This is a genomic window from Collinsella sp. SGI.033, from assembly GCF_050315135.1.
GTDB lineage: Bacteria > Actinomycetota > Coriobacteriia > Coriobacteriales > Coriobacteriaceae > Collinsella.
Genome location: NZ_JBNPOK010000003.1, coordinates 90199 through 111073, shown reverse-complemented (window position 1 = coordinate 111073; position 20875 = coordinate 90199). Strand labels below are relative to the sequence as shown.

The window sequence follows — 20875 nt, the reverse complement described above, 5'->3', positions numbered from 1 at the left end:
ACATCGTTGAGCGAATAGTCATGTTAGGAGCAGGAATGGAACAGAGGGTCCTCGGGGGAAGATACCTCCTCAAGGATAAGGTAGGAACGGGCGGCATGGCGACCGTCTACCGTGCACAGGACCAGGTCCTCGACCGCACGGTAGCTATCAAAATCATGCTGCCGCAATATGCCGGCGACGCCACCTTTGCCGCACGCTTTAAGCAGGAGGCCCAAGCAGCCGCCGGCCTCTCCTCCCCCTATATCGTCGGCGTCTACGATTGGGGCAAGGACGGCGACACCTATTACATCGTCATGGAATACCTGCGCGGCACCGACCTTAAGAGCGGCATCAAGAGCCACGGCGCCCTTGACCCCAAAAAGGTCGCCCAGATCGGCTCGCAGATCAGCTCCGCACTTTCGGTCGCCCACAAGCACGAGATCATCCACCGCGATATTAAGCCGCAGAACATCATGGTGCTGCCCGACGGCAACATCAAGGTCATGGACTTTGGCATCGCGCGCGCCAAGAACAGCCACCTTACGCAGGACAACAACGTTTTGGGCACCGCCCACTACGTAAGCCCCGAGCAGACCCGCGGGCAGGATCTAGGCCCCACCTCGGACATTTACTCGCTGGGCGTCGTGATGTACGAGTGCGCCACCGGCCGCGTGCCTTTCGACGGCGACGATGCCATCTCGGTCGCACTCAAGCAGGTCAACGAGTTGCCCGTGCCGCCGAGCCAGATCAACTCCGGTGTCGATGCCGATCTTGAGCGCATTATCCTCAAGTGCATGGAAAAAGATCCGGCCAACCGTTTCCAGACGGCCGACGAGCTGCGTCAGGTGCTCAACAGCTACCTGTCTGGTCGCGCCGTCAACGTGCCGGAGCCTACGCGCGTTATCGGCGCCGTTGGCGACCTGGGTGCCACCAAGACCCGAGAGCTATCCGACCAGACGCGCGCCATGGTACGCCCCGTCTCGGGCGTGAGCGGACAAAATAACGCTCGCAGCTCCGTCTCGGGTTCAACCGGCTCTTACGCCACCGAGCAGCCCAAATCCAACAAGAACAAGATCATCGCCGCCGTAATTGCTGCGGTAGCCGTTATCGGCGTCATCGTGGCCTTTGCCACCGGACTCTTTGGCGGCGAGCAGGTCCCGGTTCCCGATGTGTTGGGTAAGGACCAGCAGACCGCCGTCGAACTGATTAAGGATGCCGGCCTTGACGTCGGAACCATTGACCAGAGCTACAACGACGACGTCGACGAGGGAAAGGTTGTCGAGCAGACTCCTAACGGTCACACCAAGAAGCCCAAGGGCACCAAGGTGAATCTGGTAATCTCCAAGGGTCCCAAGCCCTCCGAGAAGGTTGATGTCCCGCAGCTCGTTGGTCTGACCAAGGACCAGGCAGAGGCGGCGCTGGCAAGCGTCGGCCTTAAGGGCAATGCCACCGAGGAAGCCAACGAGGCCGAAAAGGGCGAAGTCTTTGAACAGGGCACCGATGCGGGCAAGGAAGTCGATAAGGGCACGACCATTTCGTACAAAGTCTCGAGTGGACCCGACACCACCTCCGTTCCCGATCTGACCGACATGACCGAGGCTCAGGCACGCAACGCCCTCGATATGGCCGGCTTTGGCGTCGATGTGACCTACCAGGAGAACGATTCCGTCACCGAGGGCACCGTCATTAGCTGGAACCCCAGCGGTAAGCAAAAGCCCGGCGCCACGATTACCGTCGTCATCGCCAAGAAGTCCGGCAAGGCAAACGTTCCGGGCAACCTGTACGGCAAGAGCATCTCCTCCGCCGTCACCGCGCTCAACAACGCCGGATTCTACAACATCGCATTCTGCGATCAGAACGGCAACCCCGTGAGTGGTAACGAAAACGCCACCGTGACGGGCGTCTCCCCCACTGGCAAGCAGTCCACCGACAGCACGATCACGCTGACGGTTTCGATTTCTGGCTCTGGCACCGATTCAGGCGACGATTCCGGCACGACCAACTAGTCATCGAGACATTGCCCACAGCGGCTGATGCCGCAAACATATTCGCTCACAGGCGCCCGCTTGCTCCCCCAGCAAGCGGGCGCTTTCTTTATCGACAGACCAAGGCTCCATAGCAACGCAAAGAGGCCCGCCGAAGCGAGCCTCCCAGGTGACAACAGATATGTGATACAGTAATTGCTAGCCGCAGAACTTCACCATGGTCTCGACCATGGACTCAGGAGTATCCTGAGCCAGGATCTCGGCACAGGAGTTATCATCCATAAAGATGCCCATCAGCGCCTGGAGAATAAACACCTGGCCCTCGGCGTGGGCAAGCAGGCCCAGGTTCACAATAAACTCGGCGGGGACGGGATCGCCCATACCGCCCATAGCCTCAAACTCAATGGGAGTCTTGGGCTTGATGATGGCAATGTAGGGCTTTACGAGATGCTCGGGGTCGACGTGCGGAATCGCGACGTTGATGGCCTGGCAGCCAAGACCGGTGGGGTAATTGGTCTCGCGCTCCATAATGGCATCGAACCACGAGTCCTTAACGTAACCACGAGAGCTGAGCTCCTCGCCAAGCTTTTTAAAGAAGTCCACACGATCAGTGGCCTCAAAATCAAAGAAAACGAGCTCCGGCTTAAAAAGACTGGTGTCAACAGCAGACATGGCGTTCCTTTCAGATACATCGCACCCTTTGAAAACAACGAGGGCACATATAGCTCAATGAAGAATTAAAACAGATCGCGGAGACGGACCTTCCGCCCCCGCGATCCCAGGGGGCTACTAGGCGAGCGGCTCGGCGCCGTTGGCAAAGACGCGAATGACCTGCGTGAAATCCTCGAGCAGGCGCTCGTAGGCAGCAGTGGTCATATCATGCCAGTACACTACGGCATTGCTGTCGTTGGCGCGACGCGACTGGACAAGGTCGCAGACTGTCTCGCCGGCATACTTTACGCCGTAGGTGTAGTAGTTGATCTTACGGATGCCGGCGTCGATGGCCTTGTGGTAATCCTCATCGGATACGCCGGAGCCGCCATGCATGACCAGCGGAATCTCGACGCGATTGCGAATCTGGTCGAGCACCTCAAAGGAAAGCTGGGGCTCGCCGCGATACAGGCCGTGCACGGTTCCGAAGGAGCAGGCAAGGATATCGAGGCCGGTGGAGGCGACAAAATCGAGCGCCTGGTCGGGATCGGTGTAGGTTGCACCGGAACCGCCCTCGGGAGCAGCGGAGCCGTCCTCGAGAATATCGCCCTCACGAGCTCCCAGGCTGCCCAGCTCGCACTCAAGGCCGCAATCGAAGCTTGCGCACATGGCGGCGGCGCGGCTGGAGTTAGCGATATTCTGCTCGTAAGGAAGCGCAGATCCATCGAACATCGCGCCGTTGAAGCCCATCTCGAGCGCGCGACGCATGTAGGACAGGTTCTCGCAATGATCGAGATGTACGCACACCTGCGCGGTAGAACGCTCGGCAAGCGCGACCATTGCAGGGCCCATGACATCGAGCGGCGTAATGTCGTCGTGGCACTCGGCGTGCTGGATGATCACGGGATACCCCGTTGCCTCGGCGGCGTCGATCGCAGCACGGACGGCCTCGAGGCTCGGCGTGTTAAACGCCGCGATAGCCATGTTGTTCTGCTCGGCGATACCACAGATATCACGAAGATTGACAAGCATGGTAGTTCCTTCCTATCGAGTTAGTAATTTGAGATGGAGTTGCCAAATGAAGCTTTACGCGTCTTGGTCGATGGGCTTTTGCCCGTAACGGTGGAATACCGCAACGGCCTCATCTATCTGCTCTTGAGTCATGGTCGCCATAGGCATCCCCGTCGACAGAGCCACGGAAACAGTTTTTGCCGCCTCCTCGAGATAGACGCAAGAGAAGAGTGCCTGACGAAGATCGCGACCCACCGCAATGACGCCGTGATGCTTCAAAACGACCGCAAGTCGATCGCCAATCGCCTTAACGGCCTCAACGCCCATAGACAGACTGCCCGGATCACCGTATTCCGCCACGGCAACCGGTCCTTCAGTCGCATTTGCCATCGTGGACAAATTGCAGGGAAGCTCGTCCATGACAAGTCCCAGACCAGTCGCATATGGCTGATGCGTATGGATTACGGCGTTAACTTGCGGCATGTTCTTATAGATGTACAGCAGCGCCTCGGTATCCACAGACGCTTTGCGCTCTCCCTCGATGATATTTCCATCGAGATCAACAACAAGAATGTCCTCGGGGACCATGTCGTCGTAAATCATGCCCGAAGGCGTGACAAGAACCTCACCAGAGTCCATTCGCCAACTCACGTTACCGCCCGACAACGCAATAAGGCCGTAGCGATCGAGTTTGAGAGCAGCGTTCAGAACTTCCTGCTTCTGTGTATCAAACATTTCTTTACCTCGCGGTTCTCGAATCCTTCGGCCCCGCCAAATCGAAAAGGCAAAATCGCTGCATTGATTTCTTTATTAGTGCTTTTTGCCCTTACGGTCATGACGGCGGCTTTTTGGTTTTTCATCATCGGAAGCTTTCTCTGCTTCCAGGTACTCGGAGTTGACCCTGCGGGCGCGCGCCTTAAGCGTATCCGGATGAATCTTGTACTCCAGGTCACAAATCCTCTGGAACAGCTCACGACCGTCAGTCATGACACGCGTTTGGAGCCAATAACGACCCCTCAAAAGCCCACTGTTGTTAACTCTGATATAAATCTTTCCAGCGGAGGGGAACTCTCTAACGCGGAAGGACGTCACGTCATTCCACAGATATCGGTCGGTCCTACCCCACGCAGAAAAAGCGATCGCCTCATCGTCAATCTCAACCGTCTGCGGGTTGGCAATTGCCACGAACGTGTTCCATACCTGATAAGCGGCCGGAACCATCAAGACGATCATGATGCCGGGGACAATACCCTTATAGGCGAGATAGGGACACACGAGGAGGGCCGCCAGGCACACTATCCCCGTTAGAGTAACCTCGATAAAGAAATAGCGTTTGAGATAGCTGTAGGTCGTCTTCATAGTGCCCCGTTTCAAAAAGACCTGGCGCACACACACCGTACACGCCAGGTCCTATCCGATTAAATCAGCCCTGCATTAAACTAGCTTAGTAGGATAACTTACGCCTCGACCTCATGCATGGCCTTGGCCTCCTTGAGGATGCGAGCGCGGTTCCAGACAGCCATACCGATAGCGACCACGGCGACGATAGCGGCACCGATGTAGCCGAGCCAGCCATTCAGGCGAGTGATGACCCAAGTGAGCGGGTTAGCGCCGTCGCAAATGGAGGAAATCATGGTGTCAGCAGCACCGGTAGCACCGGCGATGTCAAATCCAACGTTGTTGGCAGCCGTGGTGATGAGCGGAGCAAGGTCAGTAGCGATGTACAGGCCAACGGCGAGGACAATGATACCGATCAGGATGCCACGGAAGCCGTTGTTCTCAACGATCGGGGTGATGAGAACGAACATCCAAGGCACAACTGCAAGGTCAGCAAAGGGCAGAACCTTGTTACCCGGCAGCACGACGGCCAGAACGATCATCAGGGGAACCAGAATATAAGCGATGGTGAGGGTGGTCGGATGACCGACGCCCACGGCAGAATCGAGACCGATGTAAATCTTGCCACGGTTCTTAAAACGCTTCTGAACGAACTCGGAAGCGGAATCGCTGATGGGGATCAGGCCCTCCATGAGCAGGGCTGCCATCTTCGGGATGAGAACCAGAACAGCGCCGAGGGAAACGCCGGTGGTGAGCACGCTGGCCAGAGAGGTCTGGATGTCTGCGCCGTTCCAGTATGCAAGAGAGCCGATAACGAGACCGATAACGGAACCGATAATCATGGGCTCACCGAAGATGCCGAACTTCTGCTGAAGATCGTCAACGTTGATGTCGATGTCCCTGAGGCCAGGGATGTGATCGATAATCCAGTTAAAGAGCATGGCGATCGGTGCATAGGCGGTAGTGAAGCCATGCGGCAGGGAGACACCGGGCATACCCAGAGACTTCTCGACCTGCGGAGCAGTGTAGTCGCCCAGAACCATGATGATAATCATGTTCAGGACAGCAGCGATAACACCCATGGCGATGTTGTCCGTAACAATCGCGACGAGGGCGCCCGTAAAGGCGAAGTGCCAATAATCCCAGATGTCAACGTCGACGGTCTGAGTGGTGTTCGTCAAGAGCATGACGATGTTAACGATGAGACCGAGCGGAATGATGATGGTACCGACGACCGAGCCCATCGCGATGGCGGCGGCAGCGGGCCAACCGACATCGATAACGGACAGACTGAAACCAAAGCGCTCGATCATTTCCTGAACGGCAGGAGCGAGCGTCGTGCCAAGCAGGCTATTGATGACGAGGTTGAGGCCAATAAAGCCAATACCGACCGTCAGGCCGGCGCGCAAGCTCTTACCAAAGCCCGCACCGAGCACGCAGCCGAGAATCGTAATGACGATGGGCATAACCACAGATACGCCCAGCGAGTTAATGAACGAGAAAAAGCCAAGAATTGCGTCCATCGCGTTCTATCCCCTTTCAAAATAGACAAAGTTATCCTGGGGACGTATGTCCCTTCCAATACAACGCTAGTTTTTAGCCGGGTGATCCCTTTTCGGCAGGGACTACTCAGCCATCAGGGCCAGGATCTGCTCCTCAGCAGCGGCAGTGCCAACACCGGTAAGATAGGGAATGCCGTTGACGTAGGGGCACTGAAGACCAGCAGGGGCCATGGTCGTGGCGATCAGGAAGTCAAAGTTGGGGGACTTTGAAGGGGCCTCGGAAACCTTGCACTGGGTGATCTCGAACTGTCCGGCATAGCCCTTGGAGATGAGCATCTCCTCGACCTTCTTGTGAACGGCAGTAGAAGTGCAGATACCAGAACCACAGGCCAACAGAATCTTCTTCATATCTTTCTCCTTTCGGAATTAACGTATTACTAAAAGTAACCCACTAGAACCAGAACTGCCCGTCAATTTATATATGGCGGTTCGCTGGCTCCGGCTCCACGGCTACCAGTTTATCCGTCACCGGATGGTGGAAGGCTAATCGCCCATCACCACGACCTTCACCTTGCGCGTGCGCTCGCGGGTGCGGTCGTAATCAACGAGGTAGATGCTCGCCAGACCGTTCATCTCGAGTTTGCCCTCGGCAACCTCGAACGTCTGGTTGCTGCCGACCAGCGTGGAACGCAGGTGCGCGTCGCCGTTCCACAGCATGGTGCGGTCACCGCCCGGCAGCCAAGCCTCCAGGTTGGGCCAGGACTCTACCTCCTCAAAGTGGCGCAGGCCGGGATAGCGGTAGGTATTCCAGTCGTGCTGCTCCGGGAAAATACGCTCGAGGCCGGCATTCAGGTCGGCCTGGAGATACGTGTCGCCCGCGGGCGTGTAGTCGTGATCGAACTCCTCGGAGAAGACCGCGCAGGTGGTGTGGCAGGAAATCACCGTGACGGTGCCCTCCTTGATGCCGGAGTTCTCGACGGCAGCGGCAACGCCGTCGGTAATATCGACATACGTCGGCTTGCCAGCGAGCGTGTCCGTCTTTAGGGTCTCTTTGTAGACAGCCATGTTTTACGCCTCCTTGCAAAAATCGGTACGAGCACGATCGAGTGCCTCGAACATCTCGTCAAGCGTTGCAAACGGATCCTCGGCGGCAACGATGCCAGAGGTGCCACCCGTTGCGTCGGCGCCGTACTTGATGGCGTCGTAAACGTTCTGGCCAGTGGAAATACCAGCTGCCTGAAGTACCTTGGTCTGAGGGGAAACCGCCTTGACGGCCTCGGTCGACTCGCGCATGTAGTCCTCACCTGCGACCTGACCGGTGCCGATAAGGCTCGTCAGCTCGCACACCATGACATCGGGGTGCAGGCCGGCGATCCACTCGCCCTCCTCCACGGAGTCGGCGCACACGACGGTAAGGATGCCCACCTCGTTGGCACGCGCAATGGTGGAAGCGAGCTCGTGAACGGTACAGGGGTTCTCTGCATGGTTGAGGAACGTCGCCTTGACGCCTGCGGCAGCAAGGGCCTCGGGAAGCACATGGCCCATGCCGCGACCGGGCTTGAGGCTCTCCATGTGCTGCGCACACGGAATCAGGTGCGGGCAGGTCTCGATGATGTGCGGAAGGTCGATCAGCTGCGCGGTGAACAGCACGTCAAAGTCGTACTTGGCCGCCAGCTCATCGGTCTTTTTTGCGAGCGCATAGATATCCTCGCCGTACAGGTACGACTTAGGATTCACCACAAAAAACGGCGTCCTGAGCTGAGTTTTCTCCATAGCATCAAGCCTCTCTACTCTCTGTCCTCGCAGCCCCGTAGCGATGGACAACTAATAGACTAGTTGTACACTTCACTGTGTACATCTAGTTGTATACCAGAATGAACAGCTTTATGTACCTGATATGGAGTTGCGCTCTTTGAACGGTCGATTATTTCCCACGAACGGCGGAGTCAGTAAATACAGGCAGCACGGGAGCATCTTGCCTTAGACCGGCTAGTCGGCCTGTTCGGCCGTTCCTACGATATGCTGCCCCGGCTTAAACCACGTATAGGTCCATTCGATGCAGACCCCATCTTCCAGGCAGATGTTTTGTTCTAGCAACAGCAGCGCGGCCGACTCGCTGCAGCCAAGTAGCTCGCCGTATTCGATGCCGGCAGTCCGCGCGCTGTAACGCATATGCGAGATTTTGATTTTGCGCCCTGAACACTGCTGAACGGCGTTGAAGAGCGATTCCTGGGTGTAGTCGATATCCAACAGTCCCGGGCACTCCGGTAGATTCAGCCAGCTCTCTTGGCACATGATGGGCTCGCCGTCCACCGTGCGCACGCGGCGCATAAACATGGACTCAACGCCGGGCTCGATACCCAGCTCCGCCGCCACTTCGGCACTTGCCGGGGTCACGCGCTGCTCGAGAACATGCGTCTCGAACTCCTTGCCCTGCTCGCGTAGCGAATCGGCAAACGAGAGCGGGCGAACACCGGCCGGATGCGAAATGCCTGGTTCGGCAACATACGTTCCGCTGCCACGCACCTGGACCAGCAGACCTTCCTCGACAAGCGATTTCAGCGCCTTGCGCACCGTACCGCGCGCAACCCCAAACACGCTCATAAGCTCGTGTTCCGAAGGAATCTTGCTTCCGGCGGTCCACTGCTTGGTAAATATCCGCTCTCGCATAATCTCGGCAAGCTGCAAATAGATAGGATCTTTCGACTTGAGTATGGCAAGGTCAATCGAATTTCTCGGCGCTCCGTGCTGCGCATGAACCAGCGCAGGACCGCTTGCAACGGTTTCATGAACGTCAAAATTTGCAGCCAGTTTGATCGCCTCCCAGTTGTCTACTTCTTGTACAACATAACGCATGGCGTTGCATAACGTGCCGAGAAATCGAAGAACGGACGAAACCGTTCGCCCACCGTTATTTTAGCGGGCAAAGAGTGGGTAAGAATGGCTTGTTAGATGGTGACGCGGGTGTCGACGGCCCGAATCCGGCCCTTAGACCAGAAGAGCCCGGTACCGTGGTGGTACCGGGCTCGATATTGCTCTGGTGCCCCCGGGCGGATTCGAAAACTCCCCCCGCGGGGAAATCGGTGACGCGGGTGTCGACGGCCCGAATCCGGCCTTTAAACCAGAAGAGCCCGGTACCGCAGCGGTACCGGGCTCGATATTGCTCTGGTGCCCCCGGGCGGATTCGAACCGTCGACACCCGCTTTAGGAGAGCGGTGCTCTATCCCCTGAGCTACGGAGGCATGTTGTACTAGTGTAGCAGATTTGCGCCACTGCCATGCAGCGCATAGCCACTCTTCGAAGTTACGGTGGAACAGCCTTCCGGAAAGCGTGTCCCACTATCCAGACGAATTCTGGGACGGGCTTTCCGGATGGGGCCTCTCTAGGAAACTACGACCCGAAATTTGAGCTCGAAACGGGATATGGTTTCCCAAATGAGCCTGTTCCGGAAACTGCATCCCAGAATAGGCGCTCAAACTGGGATGATATTTCCCCAGCGAATCCCGCGAAGAGCTACAGGTAGTCATTGGGGACGTTCTTAAATGACTAGTCGTATAAGAACGTCGCAGGCGACTAGTTGCCTTTGTGGAAAAGGCCTTTGATGACGGAGGGGATGCTCTTGGCGCCCTTGGCCGTCACATCGATAAAGTCGGGCGAACGCACGAGCTTATCCTCGTCGACGTACTTGCGAACTGCACGAAGCGTCTCTTTGTCGTCGCGCGTCGAAAACGTAAAGTGGCCGTTATCCTTGGTAAAGATAGCAAAACGCGTGATCTTCTTAGTGCCGCGCAAAACCTCGGCGGCAATATAGTCGACCTCGTCCCACGGAATTTGAATAAAATCCTCGGGATTGCGCTCGTTGTAATACTCGAACGCCTTATTGCCCACCATCACGTTACCGTGGCTGGTAAGCCCCATCAGGCAGGTTGCCGGTGTTGCCAGATCGACCGTGCTGTTCTGAGATTGCGCCATGCGCGCCTCGCCCTCCAAATAAAACAATCGGACCGCATCCAGTGTACCCACCGGGTGCGGTCCGTTTCAATGGCTCAAAAGCCCTTGCCTAGCAACTCTCGGTCTTAAGCCGAAGCGTGCTTACATGAAGCCGCAAACGCGACCGATGATACCGACGGCGAAGAGAGCCAGGATGATGACGATCGGGCTGACCTTCTTCTTGAGCAGCTTGCAGACGAACAGCGTCAGGCACACGGCAGCAAGGCCGGGGATGAGCTGATCGAGGTTAGCCTGAAGCGTAGTGACCTTCACCTGATCAAGGGCGGTAGCACCGACGGAGTTGTACATCGTCAGCGCTTCCTTGATGCCCTCGGCACCGGAAGGCAGGTTAGCCCAGTCAATGAAGGCGCCGGCAGACTGCGTGACCTTGGAGACGACCGGGGTGAAGGAGATGGACACCCAGCGCTCGACCAGGGCGCCGATGATGAACATACCCAGGATGGAAGCACCCTCGGTGACCTTGCCCATCAGACCGCCGGAGAGGTCCTTGGCGATGGAGGAGCCGACCTTATAGCCAAACTCCTGCGTGTACCACAGGAAGGCGTAACGGATGATATTCCACGCGAAGAAGAACAGCAGCGGACCGGCGATGCTGCCGGACAGGGCCAGGGAAGCGCCCAGAGCGCCCAGGATCGGGCGAAGGGTGAACCAGAAGGCGGGGTCGCCGACGCCGGCGAGCGGGCCCATCATACCGACCTTGACGCCCTGAATGGCAACGTCATCGATCGGTGCACCGTTGGCGCGCTCCTCCTCGAGAGCGAGGGTAACGCCAATGACGGGGGCGGAAACATAGGGATGGGTGTTATAGAACTCCAGGTGGCGCTTAAGCGCGGAAATCTGGTCGTCCTTGCTGGTGTAGAGCTTCTTGATCGCAGGGATCATTGCGAAGCACCAGCCGCCATTCTGCATACGCTCGTAGTTCCACGAGCCCTGAAGGAACTGATGACGGAAGCAAACCTTCTTGCGGTCAGCCTTGGTGAGCTGAATCTTGTTCTCTGCCATATGTATCACTCCCCTCCTACTCGTAATCGTTCAGAATGTCGCCGAGCGGGTCACCGGAGCCACCGCCCATGCCGCCACCCTGCTTGGCCAGATCCTTGAGGCCAAGGTAGATGAGGGCAAGGGAGATGCCGATGAGGCCAAGAGCGATCAGCGTGAGCTGAGGGATGGCAGCAAGGACAAAGCCGAGGATGAAGAACGGCCAGGTCTCCTTGGTGGCCATCATGTTGATGACCATGGCGTAACCGACGGAGGCGACCATGCCGCCGCCGACAGCCATGCCGCCGGACAGCCAGTCGGGCATAGCGTTAAGCGCGTTGGTAACCGCCTCGGCCGGGATGATGCACAGAAGTACTGCCGGGATGGCGATACGAAGGCCCTGCATGAGGATGGCGGCGTACTGCCAGCGCTCGATGCCGGAGAAGTCGCCCTTCTCGGCGCAACCGTCCATGGCGTGAGCGATAGCGGTAGCCAGGGTACGGCAGATCATGGTCAGGAACAGACCAGCGACCGACAGCGGGACTGCGACGGCGATGGCGGCGGTAACGGCCTTGGCCGAATCGGTAGCGCCACCGTTGAGGGCGAGCACCATGATGATCGAAGAAGCGACCGAGGCCAGAGCGGCGTCAGGTGCGACGGCGGCGCCGACGTTAGCCCAGCCAAGGGCCATCATCTGGAGCGAACCGCCCAGGAGGATGCCCTCCTGAAGGTGACCGGTTACGAGACCGATAAGCGTGCATGCCACGAGCGGCTGATGGAACTGGAACTCATCCAGAATGCCTTCCATACCGGCAAGCAACGCGACAATCGCAACAAGCAGAATAGTGATTGCAGACATGTATCGGACCCTCCTTTACTATGCTTGAGCGGCCAGTTCGGCCTTAGCTTTCTTCAACATGGCGTCGAGATCCTCGGAGGAATCCGAAGGAACCTTGCGGACCTCGAACTTGACGCCCTTGGCCTTGAGGGCCTCGAGAGTCTTGACGTCGTCATCGCCCATAGCGACGGCGTTGGTGACGACGACCTTGCCCTTGGAGTGAGCCATGGAACCGATGTTGACTTCCTTGATGTCGACGCCGGCCTCGATAGCCTTGAGCAGATCCTGCGGGTTCTCAAAGAGCAGCATGGCCTTGGTGTCACCAAAGCGCGTGTCCTTGACAACCTCGGCCATCTTCTTGATGGGCACGACGTTGGCATGGACTCCCGGAGGGGCAGCCTGCTCGATCATGGTCTTGCGGAGCTCGTCGTGAGCAACGCCGTCGGAAACCACGATGATGCGGTTGGGGTTGATCTGCTTGGTCCACGTGGTGGCCACCTGACCATGCAGCAGACGGGTGTCGATACGGACGTGGGCGATCTTGATGTGCCCATCGCCGATGACCGTTCCCGGAGGGATGGCGCCTGCAGGAGCAGCGGCGGCCGTGGCCGGCTTCTTCTCCTCGGGCTCCAGAGACTCGGGCTTGACGCGCACGCCAGCCTTAGCCTCAGTCACGAGATGTTTTGCGATCGCATGTGCAGTGTTCTTTGCGTCAAAGCGCTGCGAATATGCCTCGATGAGCATAGGCAGGTTGACACCGGTGACGATAGCCCAGGAATCGTGGCCCTCGATGAGACCGCTGATCTGGTTGAACGGCGTGCCGCCCCACAGATCAACGAGGAAGAGCACCTGCTCCTGGTCCTCGAAGGAAGCGATTGCTTCCTCGACCTTGGCACGGAAGTCGTCGGGGCCCATGCTCGGCTCGAGCGAGACCACGGCCACAGACGGCTGATCGCCAAAGACCATCGAGCCCGTCTGCTTGATTCCGGCTGCCAAGTCCCCGTGGCTAGCAAGAACAATACTTACCATCACATAACCTCCTCTTTGTCTACGTATTTCCTACACGACATGAAAGGAGTATACCTGTTCGTCCTGTAAAATTATAGAGAAAAATGCGAATGATTGGATAATTTGTTTAAACGTCTAGGTTTGTTAGAAGTTGATTACGTTACTGCTTTTTGACGGATTACACGCCAAGGCGTCACTTATCAAGCCATTCATTTTACAGATACAAGCAGGCTGGTCATTAATATCGATTTTAGGCAAGCGCGAATGCGCTTGTACTGCAGTTATTTTGTTTAAACAGACATAACTTGACTATTAGCGTGACTTATGCACTAACGTAAGTAGTCATTGGGGACGTTCTTAAACGACTAGTCAAACAAGAACGTCCCCAACGACTAGGGGCTAGACGATGTGGAGGGGGTTGGCAGCGTCGACGGCATCGGGGGCGTCGGAGGGGTCATCGGGAACAGTGTCTGCCGGGTCCTCGTCGGGGGTCTCAATCTGCTTGATCATGACCTCCTGGCCCTGCAGTAGGTATGTCTCGCCGCTACCGCAATGGGGACAGATCCTGCCGTGCTCGACCGTCGCATAGTCGCGGCCGCACGCCTCGCAATGCGTCACGGCCTCGACAGGCTCCACGATAAGCTCCGCGCCCTCGGTGATAGGCTTTTTATCTGCCGCCCAGCGCCAAGCGTCGAGCAGCAAGTCGGGAACGACGCCCGAGACCTCGCCCAGCAGCAGCGTGACGCTCGAAACGCGACTCACGCCATTGGCGCGCGCCACGTTCTCGACATCGCGAATAATGTGATAGACGATTCCCAATTCATGCAAGGCGAAAACCCTTCTGCAGCGGTTGATACGATGTCAATCCATATATCAGCGAGCGGCGATCCAGGTGCCCCAGGTTGCCCCGAAACAAGGCGTCCGCTGGGCTTTTTGCCCGCGGCGCCGCAGTTGAGGGGCAAGATGGGGTATCTGGGCGCCGCGCAGCGTCGGCAGTGCCGCCGTTCGTTAGAACGGCGGCATCTCATTACTTCTTCCCGAATTTGATCTTGATGGCACGCTTGAGCGCGTACTTGCCCAAGCTGGGGAGCTTTTGCTCGTATTTGACCATCGTGGAGCACTCGGGGCGGTCGCGATCCAGATGGATGGCATCGAACGCGCACTTGGTGGTGCACAGACCGCAGCCGATACACTTGTTGGGGTCGACGATCGAGGCACCGCAACCCAGACAACGGGCGGTCTCGGCGCGCACCTGCTCCTCGGTAAAGGTCTCGACGTACTCGCTAAAGGGCTCGGCCTTCTCGCGCTCGCGGTCCACGTGGGCAACCTCGCGGCTCGCGTTGTCGTAGCTCTCGATCACGACATCGTCGCGGTCGAGCGCGATGTAGCGGCGCTGGTTGCGGCCGATGGTGAGCGTGGAGCCCGGTTGCACAAAGCGGTGGATGGACACGGCGGCCTCGTGACCGGCAGCGATGGCGTTGATGGCAAAGCTCGGACCGGTGTAGACGTCGCCGCCCACAAAGATGTCGGGCTCAGCGGTCTGGTAGGTCTGAGGATCGGCAAGGGCACCCTGGCCACGGCCAAGCTCCACCTTGGAGCCAGCCAGCAGGTCGCCCCACACGATGGACTGACCGATCGACATGACCACGCGGTCGGCGTCGACACGACGCAGGTCGTTCTCGTCGTACTCGGGCGCAAAACGGCCCTCGTCGTCAAAGACACGCGTGCAGCGCTTGAAGGTGATACCGCACACACGACCGGCCTCGTCCAGGTGAACCTCCTTGGGGCCCCAGCCGCAGCTGATGTGGGCGCCGTCCTCAACGGCCTCGCGACGCTCCTCCTCGCTGGCGGGCATCTGGGCCTCGCTCTCCAGGCAGAACATCTCAACGTGCTCGGAACCCAGACGGCAGGCGTTGCGCGCGACGTCGATAGCCACGTTGCCGCCGCCCACCACGATGGTGCGGCCGGACAGCGCGTCGATCTTGCCACTGTTGACCTTGCGCAAAAAGTCGACGGCCACGGTCACGTCCTCGGCATCCTCGCCCGGAATACCGGCGAGGCGGCCGCCCTGGCAGCCAATGGCAACATAAAAGGCCTTAAAGCCCTGCTCGCGCAGCTCGTCGAGCGTCACATCGCGACCGACCTCCACGCCATAGCGGAACTCGGCGCCCATCAGGCGAATGACCTCGACCTCGGCCTCGATAACATCCTTCTGCAGCTTAAAGCTGGGAATGCCATAGGTGAGCATGCCGCCCGGGCGCTCATTCTTCTCGAACACGACGGGCTTGTAGCCCTTCTCGGCCAGGTAGAAAGCGCAGGACAGGCCGGCCGGACCGGCACCGATGATGGCGATCTTCTGGTCGAAGCCGCCGGCGCGCGTCGGGGTCACCACAGGTGGGACATAGCGGGTCGCGGCATCCAGATCGCGCTGGGCGATAAACTTCTTGACCTCGTCGATGGCCACGGCCTCGTCCACGCGACCGCGGGTGCAGGCATCCTCGCAGCGGCGATTGCACACACGGCCGCAGATAGCGGGCAGCGGGTTCTCGCGCTTGATGAGCGCTAGCGCCTCGTCATAGCGGCCCTGCGCCGCGAGCTTCAGATAACCCTGAACGGCAATGTGCGCGGGGCAGGCCGTCTTGCAGGGCGCGGTGCCGGAATCGTGTGTCTCGATGCGGTTGTCGTTGCGGTAGTTGGGCGACCACTTGGTGTGGTCCCACTTGGTGGCATCGGGCAGCTCCTGGCGCGGATACTCGGGCACCTGTCCGCCGGCCTTTTTGCTGCAGAGCTTCTGGCCGAGCTTGACGGCACCAGCCGGGCACACCTCAACGCAGCGACCGCAGGCTACGCACTTGTCCTTCTCGACCTTGGCGACATAGGCCGAGCGCGACAGGTTGGGCGTGTTGAACAGCTGCGAGGTGCGCAGGGCGTAGCACACGTTGACGTTACAGTTGCAGATGGCGAAGATCTTGTTCTCGCCGTCGATATTGGTGATCTGGTGCACAAAGCCGTTGTCCTCGGCCTGGCGCAAGATGTCATAGACCTCCTCACGCGTCACATAATGGCCGCGGTCGGTCTCAACCACATAGTCGGCCATATCGCCCACGGCAATGCACCAGTCGGCGGGGTCGTCGGCGCAGCCCTCGCCCATCACACGACGGCTCGCGCGGCAGCTGCAGATGCTGGCGGCATATTTGCCATCGTATTTGTCGAGCCAATGCTCGATATGCTCGATCGGCACCGAGGTGCTCGAAGCATCGATAGCCTTCTCGACCGGAATGACGTGCATGCCGATGCCGGCGCCTCCGGGCGGCACCATCGGCGTGGCTTTGGACAGCGGCCCCTTGGACGCCTGCTCAAAGAACTTGGCATAGACCGGATGCTCCTCGAGCTGGCTCACGCGCATGTTGAGGAACTCGGCGGAACCCGGCACCAGCATGGGCAGTACCCACTGCTTGGCGCGCTCGGGATTTTCCCAGTTGTACTCGAGCAGACCCGTGTAGCTCATGTCGTCGAGCATCTTCTCGATCTGGGCCTCGGGCATGCCGGTGAGCTTGACCATCTCGGGCAGCGTATAGGGACGGCGCATCTTCATCTTGCAGAGCACTTCGGCCTGCTCGTCGGTTGCGGCCTCGGCAAACGACCAGTACTCGTAGCCCAGCAGCTCGTCGCGATGCAGCAGACGGTTGGTGCAATGCTCGCACAGCTTGACAATGGCCTCGCGCGGATGCTCCGGCAGCGGCGGCACGAACTCCGAACCGATGTCGGGCTCGGTGTAGCTAATTCCCGGTCCGTTGAGAATCATGGTTGTCCCTTCTCTTGCCGCAGCCCGACGAGGCCGCAGCGCCCCTCTTTTTGCAGGCCGGGCATGCCCCCATGCCGTTCACCCGCCATTGTTGACATTATGTCAAAAATAGTATTGACGAACCGTCAACAATATTCAAGACTATTAGGCGAACGGTCGGGCCCAAACGGATGAAAGGCGGCAAGCGCATGAGCGATAACGCAGCGAGCACCCCTGTGGCCGACGCCGTCCCCACGCCCGACAGCGCGGCAAAGCGCCTGACAGGTGACGAGCGCCGTCGCGAGATTCTCGCCGCCGTGCGCGCCGTGAGCTCCGAGCTGGGCGTGTCCCATCTATCCGTCTCGGCCGTGACCAAGCGAGCCGGCTGCACGCGCTCGCTGTTCTACCACTACTTCGTCGACATGGACGCCGCCGTCACCGCCGTCATGGACGAGGCAATCGACGGTTTTATCTCCGAGCTCGAGCAGTGGAATGCCAGCCGCATCGTCGGTGATATCGAGGGCGCACTCGACACCGTCGCCCCGCTCTTTAAGCGCCTGGTTGTGAGCGGCCACGAGCTGCCGAGCACGCTCACCTCGAGCAGCGGCGCGCTCTACGGCGGCTTTCTGCACAACGTGGTCCAGCGCGTGGCGCAATACATCTGCGACACCACCGTGGTGGACTTTGTCGCCCATCATGACCTGCGCATCGACCATGTCTACGAGACGTTTTACACCCTCATCATGGGGCTGTTGATGTACATCCGCACGCACCCCGATGTGCCCGACGAGACGGTTAAGGAGATTATCGCCTCGACACTCCACATCGAGGGCTACACCGCCAAGTATTCCGAGCGCAAGCCCAGGAACTGATGACATTTGGCCAAACTGCCCGCGACGGAAGAGGGGCCGCGGGCGTATGAAAGGAGAGCAGCATGCTGTTCGATGTTTGGGGTAGCGATACCCTTATCCACTGGGCCGGCTGGGCGATGGTCTTTATCGGCTTGATCGTACTCAACGAGGTCGGCCGCCGTACCAAGCTCGGCGCGGCCATCATCTTTGGCGTGGCTCCGCTGGCCATGACCATCTACTGCATCGCCATCGCCGTCGGCGTTTCGCAGGGTGCCGAGTGGGCGCTCACCAACCCCACCCATGTATACCAGAACAGCTGGTTCCATTACGCCAAGGTATACGCGGCGCTGGCCGGCTGCTGGGGCTTCATTGCCATTAAGTACCAGTGGGGCAAGATCGGCAAGGCGCATTGGTTCCGCGCATGGCCGTTTGTGATCGTCGCCATCAACATCTTGATCGCCGTCGTGTCCGACTTTGAGAGCGCCTATCACTTCTTTGTCCTGGGCGAGTCCACCTGGGTCACCTCCGAAGGTGCTACGCAGCTGGCCGGCTGGAACAACGTGTTCAACGGCATCGCCGGTATCATCAACATCTTCTGCATGACCGGTTGGTGGAGCGTCTACGCCTCCGAGGACAAGACCGACATGCTGTGGCCCGACATGACCTGGGTCTACATCATCGCCTACGATATCTGGAACTTCTGCTACACCTACAACTGCCTGCCCACCCACTCCTGGTTCTGCGGCTTTGCGCTGCTGCTGGCGCCCACCGTCGCCGCCTTTATCTGGAACAAGGGCGGCTGGATCCAGAACCGCGCCTTTACGCTGGCCATTTGGTGCATGTTTGCCCAGGTGTTCCCCTACTTCCAGGAGGAGTCCATCTTTGTGACGCACTCCACGCTCGACCCCGGCGCCGCCACCGCGGTCTCGATCGTCGCACTGGTCGCCAACATCGCCGCTATCATCTACGTCGCCTACCGTGCCAAGAAGCTCGGCCGCAACCCCTACAAGCAGGATGTCTTTGAGGGCACCAGCGATTGGGAGAAGGCCACTGCCCGTCGCGCCAAGGTTGATTACGCGCACGCCGAGTAACGCGCCTGACGCAAACATCGCTTGAGCACGAAGCGGCATAGCCGGCTCCGCACAACTCAACGCACTGCAGAGCCCCCGAAACGTGATTCGTTCGCGTTCCGGGGGCCTTTTGCTGCCGCGAGGACGCGGCTGAACGATACGCTCGGGTTAAATCGGATCTTATATTTCGCATGCGCTTTATATGACTCCATTTTTGGGTACAGTGTTGAGCCGATATTGCATTGGGGGATATATGAGCGATGAGACACGTGGCCACGAGGATGCGGCCCAGGATGCGGAAGCATGTGCCGAGGCCCTGGAGAGCCTTGACCGGATTGCGTTAGACGAGCTCTCGTTGAGCGATTTGGCCGTCGACGCGCAGGACGAGGTGCGCGAAGGCACTGAGGACGAAGGCAGCGACGCCAAAGACGCTTCTGACGAGGCCGAAGCCGAAGAGGACGATAGCAAGGACGACGTCCAGTCGGAATCCGCCTCGGGAGAAGAGACCGCCCTGCTTGGCAGCTTGCCTGCCGATGACTCGCTCACCCGCGAGCTTCCTGGCCTGGGTTCTGCGCCGGCCGTCGACGAGACCATCGCCATGGGCGATATTCCCCTGCCGTCCGTTCCCTCGGCACGCGAAGCCGAGGCTCGCCATCACAAGATGTCGCCCAAGCGACGCAATTTGATGGTTGCCGGCATCGTTGCCGCCGCGCTCGTTGCCGGCGGCGCGGGCTATGCCGCTTGGAACGGATACCAACAAGAACAGGCTGCCGTCGCTGCCGTCAACGCCCACACCATGATGTCGGTGCAGATTGGCGTACATGCCGCAGGGCTCGACTGTTCCACCGGCTCCAAGATTCCCGTGCAGGTGAGCGGGCAAGACTCTGACGGCTCCTCCGTGAGCGAGACGCTCTATGTTGATGAGCACGGTCGCGGTATTAAGCTGCTGCCTGGCGACTATACGCTCTCCATCGCTGGGTCCCCCATCGCAGCCGACGGTACCATTTACACCGTGCCAACCACCAAGGCGCAGGTTAGCGTAAAGAGCGACGGGCAGGACCTGAGCGCTCAGGCATCCTTTAAGCTTAAGGTACCTTCGGCAGACACGGTGACCGACGACCAGATCGATGCCGCGGCCAAGTACGCCGAGGAGGGCGGCGCGAGCTCTGCCGCGGTCGCAAAGGTGCTCCAGCAGGCGGCAACCGCGCGCCGTGACGCCGCCGTCAATGCCATGAGTTCCCGCGAGGCGCAGGCGGCCCGCGACGCCGATGCCCGGCATAAGGCAACGAACCTGTATCAGCTCGATATTCCCGTTGAGTGGTACGGCAAAGTCGCGACTTGGCAAAACGGCAATACGCTGTGCATCTATCTTGCCAGCGACAGCAATACGCCGATCGTGACGCTTGTCGCAGTGCGCGACGGCGAGAGCTTTACGCCCGATAAGGGCGATACGGTTTTAGGTGCGGCAAGCCTTGGCAACGGCTACACGGTCTACGCCAGCGGCCCCGTCTATCCGTATGTGGTGCCCCAGACCATCAACGGGCGCACACAAGACCCCGTGTCGACCTACCCCATGGACACGGCCATCGATCTTGTCGAGCTTACAACCGGCAACCGCTATACCTATAGCCAGATCAAGAACGTACTGGTCGGCAAAGACGGCAAGGCCGACGCTGCCACCAAACTCGAGACCGACTACCTCGCTCAGATTCTGATGCCAAGCATCAAGGCCCAAGACTAGCCGGCCGCAGCGAGGGTAGCTAATTTGGGACGGGGCTTTTTAGCTGCCCCGACCGTTAATCGACTAAACCGGCACATTACCAGCCGGGGCAGCTAAAAAAGCCCCGTCCCAAATTAGCTACCCTGCAG

Annotated in this window: 19 protein-coding genes and 1 tRNA gene; 4 read left to right on the top strand and 16 right to left on the bottom strand. The window is 59.0% G+C overall.

Going from position 1 to position 20875, the window contains the following annotated elements; genetic code table 11:
• Nucleotides 1-35 precede the first annotated feature (35 nt).
• Nucleotides 36-1985: a Stk1 family PASTA domain-containing Ser/Thr kinase gene (gene pknB, locus ACQRC0_RS02040; protein ID WP_427727384.1), complete on the top strand. Its 1950-nt coding sequence runs from the start codon at nt 36-38 to the stop codon at nt 1983-1985.
• A gap of 177 nt (nt 1986-2162) precedes the next feature.
• On the opposite strand, the gene ACQRC0_RS02035 is transcribed toward pknB, so the two are convergent.
• The 16 genes from ACQRC0_RS02035 to ACQRC0_RS01960 form a co-directional block, all read right to left on the bottom strand.
• A complete protein-coding gene (locus tag ACQRC0_RS02035) occupies nt 2163-2636 on the bottom strand; it encodes a PTS sugar transporter subunit IIA (protein ID WP_427727382.1) in 474 nt (157 codons plus the stop codon).
• 117 nt (nt 2637-2753) lie between these two features.
• Nucleotides 2754-3647, bottom strand: coding sequence for a class II fructose-bisphosphate aldolase (locus tag ACQRC0_RS02030; protein ID WP_427727380.1), 894 nt, complete (start codon nt 3645-3647; stop codon nt 2754-2756).
• Nucleotides 3648-3701: 54 nt separating this feature from the next.
• The gene (locus ACQRC0_RS02025; RefSeq protein ID WP_427727377.1) at nt 3702-4361 is read right to left on the bottom strand and encodes a class II aldolase/adducin family protein; all 660 of its coding nucleotides are present in this window, start codon (nt 4359-4361) and stop codon (nt 3702-3704) included.
• Between the two features lie 75 nt (nt 4362-4436).
• Complete coding sequence (locus ACQRC0_RS02020) at nt 4437-4985, bottom strand: hypothetical protein (protein ID WP_427727375.1); 549 nt, start codon at nt 4983-4985, stop codon at nt 4437-4439.
• A 98-nt stretch (nt 4986-5083) separates the two neighbouring features.
• Nucleotides 5084-6487: a PTS galactitol transporter subunit IIC gene (locus ACQRC0_RS02015; RefSeq protein WP_427727373.1), complete on the bottom strand. Its 1404-nt coding sequence runs from the start codon at nt 6485-6487 to the stop codon at nt 5084-5086.
• Nucleotides 6488-6589: 102 nt separating this feature from the next.
• Nucleotides 6590-6874: a PTS sugar transporter subunit IIB gene (locus ACQRC0_RS02010; RefSeq protein ID WP_427727371.1), complete on the bottom strand. Its 285-nt coding sequence runs from the start codon at nt 6872-6874 to the stop codon at nt 6590-6592.
• A gap of 135 nt (nt 6875-7009) precedes the next feature.
• Nucleotides 7010-7531, bottom strand: coding sequence for a YjbQ family protein (locus ACQRC0_RS02005; RefSeq protein ID WP_427727369.1), 522 nt, complete (start codon nt 7529-7531; stop codon nt 7010-7012).
• A gap of 3 nt (nt 7532-7534) precedes the next feature.
• Nucleotides 7535-8239, bottom strand: coding sequence for a triose-phosphate isomerase (locus ACQRC0_RS02000; protein ID WP_427727367.1), 705 nt, complete (start codon nt 8237-8239; stop codon nt 7535-7537).
• A gap of 216 nt (nt 8240-8455) precedes the next feature.
• A complete protein-coding gene (locus ACQRC0_RS01995) occupies nt 8456-9154 on the bottom strand; it encodes a GntR family transcriptional regulator (RefSeq protein WP_427727365.1) in 699 nt (232 codons plus the stop codon).
• A gap of 478 nt (nt 9155-9632) precedes the next feature.
• A tRNA-Arg gene (locus tag ACQRC0_RS01990) sits at nt 9633-9708 on the bottom strand.
• 331 nt (nt 9709-10039) lie between these two features.
• Nucleotides 10040-10438: a DUF956 family protein gene (locus tag ACQRC0_RS01985; protein WP_427719318.1), complete on the bottom strand. Its 399-nt coding sequence runs from the start codon at nt 10436-10438 to the stop codon at nt 10040-10042.
• A gap of 120 nt (nt 10439-10558) precedes the next feature.
• Entirely contained in the window at nt 10559-11479 is a 921-nt protein-coding gene (locus tag ACQRC0_RS01980) for a PTS system mannose/fructose/sorbose family transporter subunit IID (protein WP_154518429.1), read from the bottom strand.
• A 16-nt stretch (nt 11480-11495) separates the two neighbouring features.
• Complete coding sequence (locus ACQRC0_RS01975; protein WP_055285302.1) at nt 11496-12314, bottom strand: PTS mannose/fructose/sorbose transporter subunit IIC; 819 nt, start codon at nt 12312-12314, stop codon at nt 11496-11498.
• Between the two features lie 18 nt (nt 12315-12332).
• Nucleotides 12333-13322, bottom strand: a complete 990-nt coding sequence (locus tag ACQRC0_RS01970) for a PTS sugar transporter subunit IIB (RefSeq protein ID WP_154518426.1) — start codon at nt 13320-13322, stop codon at nt 12333-12335.
• Between the two features lie 378 nt (nt 13323-13700).
• Complete coding sequence (locus ACQRC0_RS01965; RefSeq protein WP_427727363.1) at nt 13701-14129, bottom strand: hydrogenase maturation nickel metallochaperone HypA; 429 nt, start codon at nt 14127-14129, stop codon at nt 13701-13703.
• Between the two features lie 199 nt (nt 14130-14328).
• Nucleotides 14329-17106, bottom strand: a complete 2778-nt coding sequence (locus tag ACQRC0_RS01960; RefSeq protein ID WP_427727361.1) for an FAD-dependent oxidoreductase — start codon at nt 17104-17106, stop codon at nt 14329-14331.
• A gap of 188 nt (nt 17107-17294) precedes the next feature.
• On the opposite strand from ACQRC0_RS01960, the gene ACQRC0_RS01955 reads away from it, so the two are divergent.
• The 3 genes from ACQRC0_RS01955 (at nt 17295) to ACQRC0_RS01945 (ending at nt 20747) form a co-directional block, all read left to right on the top strand.
• A complete protein-coding gene (locus ACQRC0_RS01955; RefSeq protein ID WP_427727359.1) occupies nt 17295-17957 on the top strand; it encodes a TetR/AcrR family transcriptional regulator in 663 nt (220 codons plus the stop codon).
• A gap of 62 nt (nt 17958-18019) precedes the next feature.
• The gene (locus ACQRC0_RS01950) at nt 18020-19027 is read left to right on the top strand and encodes a DUF5692 family protein (protein WP_154518417.1); all 1008 of its coding nucleotides are present in this window, start codon (nt 18020-18022) and stop codon (nt 19025-19027) included.
• 232 nt (nt 19028-19259) lie between these two features.
• Complete coding sequence (locus ACQRC0_RS01945; RefSeq protein ID WP_427727357.1) at nt 19260-20747, top strand: hypothetical protein; 1488 nt, start codon at nt 19260-19262, stop codon at nt 20745-20747.
• Nucleotides 20748-20875: the final 128 nt, after the last annotated feature.

What these genes read in the sequence shown, in the direction of transcription:
- ACQRC0_RS02030 (WP_427727380.1), bottom strand. Translation starts at nt 3,647, where the DNA reads ATGCTTGTCAATCTTCGTGATATCTGTGGTATCGCCGAGCAGAACAAC.
- ACQRC0_RS02020 (WP_427727375.1), bottom strand. Translation starts at nt 4,985, where the DNA reads ATGAAGACGACCTACAGCTATCTCAAACGCTATTTCTTTATCGAGGTT.
- ACQRC0_RS01975 (WP_055285302.1), bottom strand. Translation starts at nt 12,314, where the DNA reads ATGTCTGCAATCACTATTCTGCTTGTTGCGATTGTCGCGTTGCTTGCC.
- ACQRC0_RS01960 (WP_427727361.1), bottom strand. Translation starts at nt 17,106, where the DNA reads ATGATTCTCAACGGACCGGGAATTAGCTACACCGAGCCCGACATCGGT.
- ACQRC0_RS01980 (WP_154518429.1), bottom strand. Translation starts at nt 11,479, where the DNA reads ATGGCAGAGAACAAGATTCAGCTCACCAAGGCTGACCGCAAGAAGGTT.
- ACQRC0_RS01955 (WP_427727359.1), top strand. Translation starts at nt 17,295, where the DNA reads ATGAGCGATAACGCAGCGAGCACCCCTGTGGCCGACGCCGTCCCCACG.
- ACQRC0_RS01950 (WP_154518417.1), top strand. Translation starts at nt 18,020, where the DNA reads ATGCTGTTCGATGTTTGGGGTAGCGATACCCTTATCCACTGGGCCGGC.
- ACQRC0_RS02025 (WP_427727377.1), bottom strand. Translation starts at nt 4,361, where the DNA reads ATGTTTGATACACAGAAGCAGGAAGTTCTGAACGCTGCTCTCAAACTC.
- ACQRC0_RS02000 (WP_427727367.1), bottom strand. Translation starts at nt 8,239, where the DNA reads ATGGAGAAAACTCAGCTCAGGACGCCGTTTTTTGTGGTGAATCCTAAG.
- ACQRC0_RS01985 (WP_427719318.1), bottom strand. Translation starts at nt 10,438, where the DNA reads ATGGCGCAATCTCAGAACAGCACGGTCGATCTGGCAACACCGGCAACC.
- ACQRC0_RS02015 (WP_427727373.1), bottom strand. Translation starts at nt 6,487, where the DNA reads ATGGACGCAATTCTTGGCTTTTTCTCGTTCATTAACTCGCTGGGCGTA.
- ACQRC0_RS02010 (WP_427727371.1), bottom strand. Translation starts at nt 6,874, where the DNA reads ATGAAGAAGATTCTGTTGGCCTGTGGTTCTGGTATCTGCACTTCTACT.
- ACQRC0_RS01970 (WP_154518426.1), bottom strand. Translation starts at nt 13,322, where the DNA reads ATGGTAAGTATTGTTCTTGCTAGCCACGGGGACTTGGCAGCCGGAATC.
- pknB (WP_427727384.1), top strand. Translation starts at nt 36, where the DNA reads ATGGAACAGAGGGTCCTCGGGGGAAGATACCTCCTCAAGGATAAGGTA.
- ACQRC0_RS02005 (WP_427727369.1), bottom strand. Translation starts at nt 7,531, where the DNA reads ATGGCTGTCTACAAAGAGACCCTAAAGACGGACACGCTCGCTGGCAAG.
- ACQRC0_RS02035 (WP_427727382.1), bottom strand. Translation starts at nt 2,636, where the DNA reads ATGTCTGCTGTTGACACCAGTCTTTTTAAGCCGGAGCTCGTTTTCTTT.
- ACQRC0_RS01945 (WP_427727357.1), top strand. Translation starts at nt 19,260, where the DNA reads ATGAGCGATGAGACACGTGGCCACGAGGATGCGGCCCAGGATGCGGAA.